General features: G+C 64.3%; 9 protein-coding genes. 6 read left to right on the plus strand and 3 right to left on the minus strand.

What is annotated here, in order from left to right; genetic code table 11:
- Window positions 1–12 precede the first annotated feature (12 nt).
- The 4 genes from H2LOC_RS11125 (at window position 13) to H2LOC_RS11140 (ending at window position 4,927) form a co-directional block, all read left to right on the plus strand.
- The gene (locus tag H2LOC_RS11125) at window positions 13–1,122 is read left to right on the plus strand and encodes a microcin C ABC transporter permease YejB (protein WP_136496457.1); all 1,110 of its coding nucleotides are present in this window, start codon (window positions 13–15) and stop codon (window positions 1,120–1,122) included.
- 2 nt (window positions 1,123–1,124) lie between these two features.
- Complete coding sequence (locus H2LOC_RS11130) at window positions 1,125–2,288, plus strand: ABC transporter permease (RefSeq protein WP_136496458.1); 1,164 nt, start codon at window positions 1,125–1,127, stop codon at window positions 2,286–2,288.
- A 136-nt stretch (window positions 2,289–2,424) separates the two neighbouring features.
- Window positions 2,425–4,050 carry an ABC transporter ATP-binding protein gene (locus H2LOC_RS11135; RefSeq protein ID WP_136496459.1) on the plus strand — a complete coding sequence of 542 codons (1,626 nt, stop codon included), beginning with the start codon at window positions 2,425–2,427 and terminating at the stop codon, window positions 4,048–4,050.
- A gap of 88 nt (window positions 4,051–4,138) precedes the next feature.
- Complete coding sequence (locus H2LOC_RS11140) at window positions 4,139–4,927, plus strand: phosphorylase family protein (protein WP_136496460.1); 789 nt, start codon at window positions 4,139–4,141, stop codon at window positions 4,925–4,927.
- Between the two features lies 1 nt (window position 4,928).
- On the opposite strand, the gene H2LOC_RS11145 is transcribed toward H2LOC_RS11140, so the two are convergent.
- From H2LOC_RS11145 to H2LOC_RS11155, 3 genes are read right to left on the minus strand one after another with little or no spacing between them, the layout of a single operon-like run.
- A complete protein-coding gene (locus tag H2LOC_RS11145; protein ID WP_136496461.1) occupies window positions 4,929–5,399 on the minus strand; it encodes a MaoC family dehydratase in 471 nt (156 codons plus the stop codon).
- A complete protein-coding gene (locus H2LOC_RS11150) occupies window positions 5,396–6,262 on the minus strand; it encodes a C40 family peptidase (protein WP_202620454.1) in 867 nt (288 codons plus the stop codon). Before H2LOC_RS11150 ends, H2LOC_RS11145 begins: the two co-directional genes overlap by 4 nt.
- Window positions 6,259–7,680, minus strand: a complete 1,422-nt coding sequence (locus H2LOC_RS11155) for a leucyl aminopeptidase family protein (protein ID WP_136496463.1) — start codon at window positions 7,678–7,680, stop codon at window positions 6,259–6,261. The genes H2LOC_RS11150 and H2LOC_RS11155 overlap by 4 nt, the downstream gene beginning before the upstream one ends.
- A gap of 178 nt (window positions 7,681–7,858) precedes the next feature.
- Here H2LOC_RS11155 and H2LOC_RS11160 point away from each other — a divergent pair, with 178 nt between their 5' ends.
- Together H2LOC_RS11160 and H2LOC_RS11165 are read left to right on the plus strand one after the other, a co-directional pair.
- Window positions 7,859–8,755 (plus strand): tetratricopeptide repeat protein, encoded by an 897-nt coding sequence (locus H2LOC_RS11160; RefSeq protein WP_246206796.1) that lies wholly within the window; start codon window positions 7,859–7,861, stop codon window positions 8,753–8,755.
- Between the two features lie 295 nt (window positions 8,756–9,050).
- On the plus strand, window positions 9,051–10,799 hold the full coding sequence (locus H2LOC_RS11165; RefSeq protein ID WP_246206797.1) for a GspE/PulE family protein: 1,749 nt from the start codon (window positions 9,051–9,053) through the stop codon (window positions 10,797–10,799).
- Window positions 10,800–10,817: the final 18 nt, after the last annotated feature.

Genomic DNA, 10,817 nt, shown 5'->3' on the forward strand with positions numbered 1-10,817 from the left:
GAGGACGTCGAGATGGGCGCTTATATCGCGCGTCGCCTGCTGCTGATGATCCCGACGATCCTCGGAATCATGCTGGTCTCTTTCGTTATCGTGCAATTCGCCCCGGGCGGCCCGGTCGAGCGGGTCATTGCGCAGCTTCAGGGCTTCGACATGGGCGCCACGTCGCGCTTTTCCGGCGGCGGCGCGGAGACCGGCCACGGCGGCGCGGCGCAGATCGGCCAGGGCGCCGAAATCGGCTCCAAATATCGCGGGGCCCAGGGCCTCGATCCCAAATTCATCGCGGAACTGGAAAAGCAGTTCGGCTTCGACAAGCCCGCCTGGGAGCGTTTTCTCCTGATGGTGAAGAACTACGCCGTGTTCGATTTCGGGCGCAGCTATTTCCGCGACGAAAGCGTGCTGAAGCTCATCGGCGAGAAGCTGCCCGTCTCCATGTCCCTCGGCCTGTGGATGACGCTCATCTCCTATTCGATCTCCATTCCTCTCGGCATAGCCAAGGCGGTTCGCGACGGCACGCGCTTCGACGCCTGGACCTCCAACGTCATCATCGTCGGTTACGCGATTCCGAGTTTTCTCTTCGCCATGCTGCTGATCGTGCTCTTCGCCGGCGGCTCCTTCTGGCAGATTTTCCCGCTTCGCGGCCTCACCTCGGACAATTTCGACCAGCTGTCCTGGCCCGCCAGGATCGGCGACTATCTGTGGCATATCGCCTTGCCGGTGCTGTCCATGACGCTCGGCGCTTTCGCCACCCAGACCTTCCTGACCAAGAATTCTTTCCTCGACGAAATCCGCAAGCAATATGTCATGACCGCGCGCATGAAGGGGCTGACCGAGAACAGGGTCCTCTACGGCCATGTTTTCCGCAACGCCATGCTGATCGTCATCGCAGGCTTTCCCGGCGCTTTCGTCCACGCCTTCCTGACCGGCTCGGTTCTGATCGAAACCATATTCTCGCTCGACGGACTCGGCTATCTGTCGTTCGAATCCATCGTAAACCGGGATTACCCGATTGTTTTCGCCGACCTCTATATCTTCGCTCTGCTCGGTCTCGTGGTTAATCTCATTTCGGATCTCACCTACACCTGGATCGATCCGCGCATCGATTTCGAAACCAGAGAGGTCTAAAGATGAGCGCGACCGCCGCCCACGCAGAGCTTGCGCCGAAGATCGCGCGCTCCGGCTTCCTTCGTTTGAGCCCGCTCGACGCGCGCCGGCTGGAGAATTTCAAGGCCAATCGCCGCGGTTTCTGGTCGTTCTGGCTGTTCATGCTGTTGTTCGTGCTTTCCCTCGCCTCGGATCTGATCGCCAACGACCGCCCCATTCTGGCCTGGTACAAGGGCGAGCTGCTCGCTCCGGTGCTTTTCACCTATCCGGAGGAAAAATTCGGCGGCTTCCTCGCCCGCACCGATTACCGCGATCCCACCATTTCCAAGGAGATCGAGGCCCATGGCTGGATGCTGTGGCCGCCGATCCGCTATTCCTACGACACCCATAATCTCGACCTGCCGACGCCGGCGCCTTCGCCGCCGACCTGGCTGCTGACCAAGGCCCAGTGCGAGGCCGCAGCGGCCAGGAAGCTCGCGCCCGGCGAACCCAACCGGGGCTGCGCGGATATAGAGTGGAATTGGCTCGGCACCGACGACCAGGGCCGCGACGTGGTGGCCCGCCTGCTCTATGGTTTTCGCATCTCCGTGCTTTTCGGCCTCATCCTGGCGACGGTCTCATCCATTGTGGGCGTCGCGGCGGGAGCGATACAGGGCTATTTCGGCGGACGCGTCGATCTCATATTCCAGCGCGTGATCGAAATATGGTCGTCGCTGCCGCAGCTTTATCTCCTCATCATCATTTCGTCATTCCTGACCCCGGGCTTTTTCATCCTGCTCGGAATCCTGCTGCTGTTCTCCTGGGTCTCGCTGGTGCATGTGGTGCGCGCCGAATTCCTGCGCGCCCGCAACTTCGAATATGTCAACGCCGCGCGGGCGCTCGGCCTCTCCGACGCCAGGATCATCATGCGGCATCTGCTGCCCAACGCCACCGTCGCGACGCTGACCTTCCTGCCTTTCATTCTCAACTCGTCGATAACGACGCTCACCTCACTCGATTTTCTGGGCTTCGGCCTGCCGCCGGGCTCGCCCTCGCTCGGGGAGCTGCTGCTACAGGGAAAATCCAACCTGCAGGCCCCCTGGCTAGGCCTCACCGGCTTCGTCGTCATCGCGCTCATGCTGTCGCTGCTGGTCTTCATCGGCGAGGCCGTGCGCGACGCCTTTGATCCGCGAAAGAGTTTCAGGTGAGGGGGAAGTGTTCTCTGCCGTTGGGCGGCCGTCCGACCGCCTGGTTCGCCAGGGGAAGTACTGGCCGACTTCCGCACGACCGGCCTTGACCTCATCTCTCCGTGGGAGATCCGACGCGACACATGAGAGCCCTCGCATGACCGCCCCCCTTCTTGAAGTTCGCGACCTTTCGATCTCCTTTTTGCAGGGCAAAAGGGAAACGCTCGCCGTCGACCGCGTGTCCTTCACGGTCGAAAAGGGCAAGACCCTGGCCCTCGTCGGCGAGTCCGGCTCGGGCAAGTCGATCACCGCCCTCGCGATCCTGCGCCTTTTGCCTCCTTCCGCCCATCATCCTTCGGGACGCGTTTTCTTTGGGGAGCGCGATATTCTGAAGATGGACGACGCAGAGTTGCGGAGCATTCGCGGCGCACGCATCGCAATGGTGTTCCAGGAACCGATGACCTCGCTCAATCCGCTTCACAGCATCGAGCGGCAGATCGGGGAAATACTGGAACTGCACGGCATGCGGGACCGCGACGAGAGACGCGCCCGCGTGATCGAGCTTCTGGCGGAGGTCGGCATTCCCGATCCCGCCCAGCGTCTCGACGCCTATCCGCATCAGCTTTCGGGCGGCCAGCGCCAACGCGTCATGATCGCCATGGCGCTCGCCAACAAGCCGGATCTCCTCATCGCGGACGAACCCACCACCGCTCTCGACGTCACGGTCCAGGCCCAGATTCTCGCCCTGCTCGATCGCCTGCGCAAGGCCTATGACATGGCCATGCTGTTCATCACCCATGATCTGGGGTTGGTGCGGCGCATCGCCGACAATGTATGCGTGATGCAGCACGGGGAGATCGTCGAGGCCGGGCCGACCGGCGACGTGTTCGCTGCGCCGAAACATCCCTACACCAGAGCGCTGCTCGCCGCCGAACCCTCCGGCGCGGCCAACGCCGCGAGGCCCGACGCGCCGATCGTGCTGCAGGCGGAAGATCTGCGGGTCTGGTTTCCCATCAGGCAAGGTTTTTTGCGCAGGGTCGCCGGCCACATCAAGGCGGTCGACGGAGTGACGCTGACCATACGCGAAGGCGAGACGGTCGGCGTCGTCGGAGAATCGGGATCTGGCAAAACCACGCTCGGGCTCGCCCTGCTCCGGCTGACCCGCTCGGAGGGGCCGATCGTCTACATGGGCAGGAGGATCGACGGCGCGACGGCGCGAGAGATGCGGCCCTTGCGGCGCGACATGCAGATCGTGTTTCAGGACCCCTTCGGCTCGCTCTCGCCGCGCATGTCCGTCGCGGAGATCGTCGCCGAGGGCCTCGCCATTCATCGTCCCGGCCTGTCGCTGGATCAGCGACGGGAGATCGTCGCCGCGGCCCTGACCGAAACCGGACTCGACCCTGCGACGATGGACCGCTATCCGCACGAGTTCTCGGGCGGGCAACGCCAGCGCATCTCCATCGCCCGCGCCATAGTGCTGGAGCCGAAACTCGTCGTGCTGGACGAGCCCACCTCGGCGCTGGACATGTCGGTTCAGGCCCAGATCGTCGATCTGCTGCGGGATCTGCAGGCGCGACGCTCGCTGGCCTATCTCTTCATCAGCCACGATCTCAAGGTCGTAAAGGCTTTGGCGGCCCATCTCATAGTGATGCGCAACGGCAAGGTCGTGGAGCAAGGCCCCGCCGCGGAGATTTTCGAAGCGCCGCGGAACGACTATACGCGCGCGCTTTTCGCGGCCGCCTTCCGGGTCGAAGCGGAAACTCAAAAAAATTTCGCGGGCTGACGTAAAACCACAAGGATTTGTGTTACCAGACTGGCATTCCGAGCCAATAGACAAATTGCGTCGCGCCCTTGGCTGCAGCGGGTAAAAAATGACAGATTCAGCGCTCGAAGCCGCGGAAATCATAAAATCCCGCAGCGGCCTCTCCATGGTGGAGGCGGCGATCATTCTCGGTCGCAATTTTTTCAGCGTTTCCGATTTCGCGGAAGACCCTGTCGCGGTCCCTTACGCAGACCTGCCCGGCTTCCCGAACGACAGCGGCGAATTGCTGATCTCGACAGTCGATTCGGTGTCCATGATCGCGTTGAAGGGCCGCTCCAATTTCTGGGACTGCGGCGATCCCAGCCTGATGGCCGGTCCGATCGAGACCATGGCGCATCTCGGCGTGCGCAGCATTCTTTCTACAACTTTTGCGACCTCGGTGAACGCCGACCTCGTTCCCGGCAGCCTCGTCGCCGTCACCGACCATATCGACCTCAAAGGGCTCAACCCCCTCATCGGCGCGGGGATCAAAGACCCGATCAACATGAACGAAGCCTACGACAAGCGTCTGCTGCGCCGGCTTAAAATCTCGGCCGCCGCCGCAGGCGTCAGCACCCATGAAGGCGTTCTCATGTGGTTCTCGGGTCCGAGTTTCGAAACCCCGGCGGAAGTCAGGATGGCGCGCATTCTCGGCGCCGACCTCATGGGCCATTCGCTGGTTCCCGAGGCTATCCTCGCCCGGCGCTTCTCGATTCCCTTCGCGGGAATAGCGGTGGTCACCGATTTCGGCGCGAGCTTCCTGAATGGGGCTCCCTCAGGCGACTATTCGCGCGGCCCCGTCGTCGCGGGCGTGGTGGCGCTCAAGCGCCTCGCACGCGCTTTCGTCAAGACCAGATGAATCACACCGCCGGCCCGCTCTGCAGGCCGCTCCGCGTCGGCACGACAACATTCGCGGTCATGGCGAGCACCGGCTCGTCCTTCTGATTGTAGGTTACGAGCTTGATCAGCGCGATCCCCCTTTCCGGGCGCGAGCGCGAGGGCGTCGTCTTCAGGATTTCGCATTCAATGCGAAGGGTGTCGCCGGGCCGCACCGGCCGCGGCCAGGCGATCTCGCAGCCGGCTCCGATCACGCCCCCGGCGAAAGGCGCGCCGCGCTCGATCAAGAGACGCATGCTCAGGGCGGCGGTCTGCCAGCCGCTGGCGACGAGACCGCCGAACATGCTCGACTTCGCCGCCTCGGGGTCGAGGTGGAAAAATTGCGGATCGTTGTCGCGCGCAAAGCGAATGATGTCCTCGGCCGCGAGCCTTATTTCCCCGGCCTGGAAACGCTGCCCGGCTTCGAGATCTTCGAGGAAGAGTTCTTCGGTCATGAGGCCTCCGCAATCCCCCCCAATCTCTTGATCGCGGTCACGTCGCCCGCCCCCGCGCGGATATTGCGCGCCCGCACTTCCTCGAGCGGCTCGCTCGCGACCATCATATGCGCGGCGTTGGCGTGCAGCAGGATTTGCGGGTCGCGCATCACGCCGACATGGCCTTTCCAGAAGATCAGATCGCCGCGCCGCAGTGGCGCGCCCGGCTCTACCGCCTCGCCGAGTTGGTCCTGCTGCTGGTCGCTGTCGCGAGGCGGTCGCAGGCCGGCGAGCAGCAGGGCGCATTGGACGAGGCCGGAACAGTCTATGCCGAGCGAGCTGCGCCCGCCCCAGAGATAAGGCGCGGAGGTCAGCTTCTCGGCGACGGCGACGAAATCCTCCACCGGCGCGGCGATCTCGCGCAGATGTCTCGCGAATATGAATCCGCCCTCGCCGGTGACGAGGAAATTGTCGCGCCTGTCGACGATTTCCACCTCGGCCCCCAAAGGCAGGCCGAGAAGCGGCGGGTCCTTTATGCCCGGGCGCGGATAAGCGAAAGTGCGCGGAACGCAGACCATATGGGTCGGCTGGTAGATCCGGCTCCACAGCGTGTTGGCCGCGATCCAGCCGACATATCCGTCGCGAGAGAGCTGGCCCCAGGCCCAGCCTTCTTCCTCGTCGTAAACGGTCACGCATTCGCCATAGAGCGCCTGGGTGTCGAGCGCCGCGTCGGGCCGTGGCTCGCGCTTGACGTCGACGACGCCCTCCTTGACCTGCATGACGACGCCGTCGGCGTAACGCGCCGCCTCGATGCGACCCTTTAGAAAGCTCGCCGCGAGATCGGGCCGCGCGGGAGTGAGACGGCGGTCGAAATTCTCGCTCAATTCGCATCCCTCCCGCGCGCGCTTTCCGCAAGCGCGGCGGCGCGCGCTTCGATGAGTTCGCAAAGGCCGCGCGCGATTTGGATTTCGCCTCCCTCGGGGCGGCCGGGCTTGGTCGCGCCGTTCCAGCAATAGGCGTCGAAATGCGCCCATCGCTCGGGGTCGGAAACGAAGCGGCGCAGGAACAGCGCGGCCGTGATCGATCCCGCGAAGCCGTGGCTGGTGACGTTCACGACGTCGGAAATCTTGCCGTCCAGGCCGCTGTCGTAAGGCTCCCACAGGGGCAGCCGCCACAAGGGGTCGTTCGCGCTTTTGGCATGACGCTCGATGTCGCGCGCAAGCTCGTCGCTCCCGGTGTAGAAAGGCGGAAGATCGGGACCGAGAGCCACGCGGGCGGCGCCCGTCAGCGTGGCGAAGTCGAACAGCAGATCCGGTTGGTCCTCGCTCGCTAGAGCGAGGGCGTCGGCGAGGACCAGCCGGCCTTCGGCGTCGGTGTTGCCGATCTCGACGGCGAGCCCGTTGCGGCTGCGATAGATGTCGCTCGGCCGAAACGCGGGCGCGGATACGGAGTTCTCGACGATGGGCAGAATGACCCGCAAACGGATCGGAACCGCCCCCTCCATCAGCATCGACGCCAGCGACAGGGCGATTGCGGCGCCGCCCATGTCCTTTTTCATCAGGAGCATGGCGCTGGAGGGCTTTATGTCGAGGCCGCCGGTGTCGAAGCAGACGCCCTTGCCGACCAGCGTCACCTTGAGGCCGTCCTCCGGCCCATGGACGAAATCGACCAGCCTCGGGGCCTCCGCGGCGCCTTTGCCGACCGCGTGAATAAGCGGAAAATTCTCTGCGACGAGCGCGTCGCCGACAATGACCCGAACCTGCGCGCCATGCCTCTCGGCGAGTTCCACAGCAGCGGAAGCGAGCGCTTCCGGCCCAATTTCATTGGCGGGCGCGTTCACGAGATCGCGCCCGAAGGCGACGGCGGCGGCGATGCGGCTTATGCGCGCAGCGTCCACCCCCTCGGGGGCGCAAAGGCGGGGCTGGGAGGCCTTGGGGGCGACGAATCGCGCGTATTTATATTGGGACAGCAGGAAGGCGAGCGCGCCGGCGGCGGGGTCCGCAGGCCCCTGATCGAAGCGATAAAGGCCCGGCGGGAGCAAAGCGCCGAGCTTTCCGGGAAGGAAAGGATCGCGCAGACGGGCGCCCTCGCGCTCCACGCCGAACAGCGCGCGCGCCACCGCGCCGGAAGGCCCCGGCAGCAACAGCAGGCGCTCGGGCTTGGGCTCGAAACCGCAGGAGGCGGCGAAAGCGCGCTGCTCGGCGGGCAGATTCGACGCGTAATTCTCCCAGCTTTGCGCCTCGACGAAGTCGATCGGCGTCGCGGCCGGGGTGAAATCCTCTAATTCGATTCTCGTCGCCATTCCGCATCCCCGCTTCGCCGCCGCGCTTTCCGCGGCGTCTCAGACATTCGCAAAAAAAGGCGGGTTTTCGGGCCGATCGTCCCGTTTCGAAACGACCTCCGCCGCCTTGTTAAGCATCCATTAGGGTTAACCCTTTAATGATCCGCTAACTTGTCCTAATCAAACGAAAAGATCGCCCGTGAGCAAGGCAGCCCTCCCCTTCCCAGCCAATCTCCAGATCGCACATGCGGCCTCGAGGCGCATCCTGCGACCGGCGGCGTTCGCCGCAATTTCCGCGCTCGTGGCGCTTTCCGGCTGCTCGAAAGCGCTGAACGACGTCACCGGATCGATCGGACGGCCAGCGGCTCCCGCCGAGCTGCCGTCGAATGAGGGCGAATTGCGACGTCTCGCCGAGGAATGGGGCGAACGCTACGAGAAAAACACCAAAAACAAAGACATCGCCATGACCTATGCGCGCATCCTGCACGCCCTCGACCAGAATGCTCAGGCGGTCGCGGTGCTTCAGGGAGCAGCGATTCAATATCCCCAGGACAAAAAGGTCCTTTCCGCCTATGGCAAGGCGCTGGCCGACGCCGGAAGACTGAGCGAGGCCGCGGATATTCTCTCCAAAGCCCATACCCCGGAGCGGCCCGACTGGTCGGTGATGTCGGCCCAGGGGACGATAGCCGACCAGCTCGGCAACCACGACGCCGCGCGCAATTTTTACGAAGAGGCGCTGAAACTCCACCCCAATGATCCGACGGTGCTTTCCAACCTCGGACTGTCCTACGCCCTTTCCCAGCAGTTGCCGCGGGCGGAGGAAACCCTGCTGACCGCAGCCGCTCAGCCCGGGGCCGACATGCGGGTGAGACAGAATCTCGCCCTCGTGCTCGCGCTCGAAGGGAAATTCTCCCAGGCGGAGGAATGGTCGAGGCGCGATCTTTCCCCGATCGACGCCGCCGCCAATGTGGCCTCGATCCGCCAGATGATCTCGCAATCCAACACATGGCGCGACATCCAGCAAAAAGCGCCCGCCACCCGCCGCAATGTCGCCGCGCGCGGCGAGGAAGCCGCTCCCGCTCCGGCCGCGCATTAGGCGGATGGAAAGACATCCGGTCGATAGAAATTAGCCCCAGACAACAGGGCTTGAGCGCCATCAGGCCGAACTCCGCCGCGAAAAAGCCTGGGGCTTGCGCCAATGGGTCTGGTATGACTTCTCCGACCGGCGCGGTTTGCGGCTCTGGCCGCAGCGGGCCGGCGAGGTGGCGCGCTTTCCGATCGGACCGGATCGCCCGATCGGAAAGCGCGCCGATTCATCAGGTTAGGAGCGAATTCCATCGCAAGGGCGGATAGGCTTTTCGAAGGGAAATTCGCGCCAGGGAGCCCGCTAGATGCAAACCAGCACGGCCATGGTCGGCGACGGCGTCCCGCCGAACTGCAGGCTGGATCCACGAAACAAGGAATTTTCCGATAATTTCGGGGCCTTTCTGCTTTCGCGCGGAGCGGTCGACGACCTCTCGCTGCAGAGATCGCAGCGCGCCGCGCGCCAGGCCGGCGAACGCTTCGATCAGGTCCTGACCAAGCTCGGGCTCATTCCCGAAGCTGATCTTTGCGGCCATCTCGCGCAATTCCTCCACATCGGGGTCGTCGAGGAAAAGGACTTCCCGCCCGAGCCGATCCTTCCCGAAACCGTCGTCGAGCGCTTCATCCGCGGCAACGGACTGATTCCGCTGGCGCTGGACGGCGAGCGCATGACCGTCGCGCTGGTCGATCCCTTCAATCTCGAGCCGGTCGACGCCCTCGCCTATTCGACCGGCTTCGGAATCGAGCTTCGGCTGATCACGCCGGCCAATATGGAAAAGGCGCTGCTCACCCTTTATGGCAAGAGCCAGAACGGGGTGGCCATCGTCGACGCCGACGCGCGCGGCGAGGCGGCGAGCGAGTTCGACCTCCAGCGCCTGCGCGACATCGCCAACGAAGCCCCGGTGATCCGGCGGGTCAACCAGATCGTGGCGGAAGCGATCGAGGCGCGCGCCTCCGACATCCATATCGAGCCGACGCTGGACCAGGTGCTGGTGCGCTATCGCATCGACGGCGTGATGCGCAACGTGGAACAGCTGCCGCCGGGCCTCAAGGCCGCCATCTCCTCGCGCATCAAGATCATGGCCCAACTCGACATCGCCGAGCGGCGGCTGCCGCAGGACGGCCGCATCAAGCTCGCCGTGCGCGGCGTCGACATCGACTTCCGCGTCTCCACCATCCCGACCGCGCATGGCGAAAGCATCGTCATGCGTATTCTGGACCGCAGCCATGTCTCGCTCGATTTCGAGGCGCTGGGATTCGACGCCGATCTGCTGGCGCCCTTCCGCGAGGTGATGAGCAATCCCAACGGCATCCTCCTCGTCACCGGCCCGACCGGCAGCGGCAAGACCACGACGCTGTACACCGCGCTGAAAGAGCTCAACAAGCCTGAGCTCAAGCTGTTCACGGTGGAGGACCCGATCGAGTACCAGCTCACGGGCGTCAACCAGGTGCAGGTCCAGCCGGCGATCGGAATGGACTTCCCGATGGCGCTTCGCTCGATCCTGCGCCAGGACCCCGACATCATCATGATCGGCGAAATTCGCGACGCCGAGACCGCGCGCATCGCGATCCAGTCCGCCCTCACCGGCCATCTCGTGTTTTCGACGCTGCACACCAACGGCGCCGCGGCTTCGATCACCCGCCTCATCGACATGGGGGTCGAGAGCTATCTCATCGCTTCGACGGTCAAGGGCGTGCTGGCGCAACGCCTGGTGCGCCGGCTGTGCGAGGCCTGCGCCGCTCCGAACGCCACCACGGAGCAATGGCGTCAGCGCCTCGCCGGAGAGCGCTTCGCCACCTCCCCGCCGCGGCTGCGCGGGCCGGTGGGATGCCCCAAATGCAGGCAGACCGGCTACTCGGGGCGCTCGACCATCGCCGAGCTGCTCGTCGTGAACGACCGCATGCATCGCCTCGTCTGCGAAAAGGCCAACGACACGGCTCTGGACGAGGCGGCGCGGCAGGCCGGGATGATGTCGATGTATCAGAACGGCATGCGCAAGGCCTGGCGGGGAGAAACCAGCGTCGAGGAAGTCCTTCGCGTCACCCGCGCGGACTAGCGCGTTTGGCGCGCCTTG

This window comes from Methylocystis heyeri (genome assembly GCF_004802635.2).
Classification (GTDB): Bacteria; Pseudomonadota; Alphaproteobacteria; order Rhizobiales; family Beijerinckiaceae; genus Methylocystis; species Methylocystis heyeri.

Coding starts and splice junctions, on each gene's coding strand:
- H2LOC_RS11125 (WP_136496457.1), top strand. CDS start 13: ATGGGCGCTTATATCGCGCGTCGCCTGCTGCTGATGATCCCGACGATC.
- H2LOC_RS11130 (WP_136496458.1), top strand. CDS start 1,125: ATGAGCGCGACCGCCGCCCACGCAGAGCTTGCGCCGAAGATCGCGCGC.
- H2LOC_RS11135 (WP_136496459.1), top strand. CDS start 2,425: ATGACCGCCCCCCTTCTTGAAGTTCGCGACCTTTCGATCTCCTTTTTG.
- H2LOC_RS11140 (WP_136496460.1), top strand. CDS start 4,139: ATGACAGATTCAGCGCTCGAAGCCGCGGAAATCATAAAATCCCGCAGC.
- H2LOC_RS11145 (WP_136496461.1), bottom strand. CDS start 5,399: ATGACCGAAGAACTCTTCCTCGAAGATCTCGAAGCCGGGCAGCGTTTC.
- H2LOC_RS11155 (WP_136496463.1), bottom strand. CDS start 7,680: ATGGCGACGAGAATCGAATTAGAGGATTTCACCCCGGCCGCGACGCCG.
- H2LOC_RS11165 (WP_246206797.1), top strand. CDS start 9,051: ATGCAAACCAGCACGGCCATGGTCGGCGACGGCGTCCCGCCGAACTGC.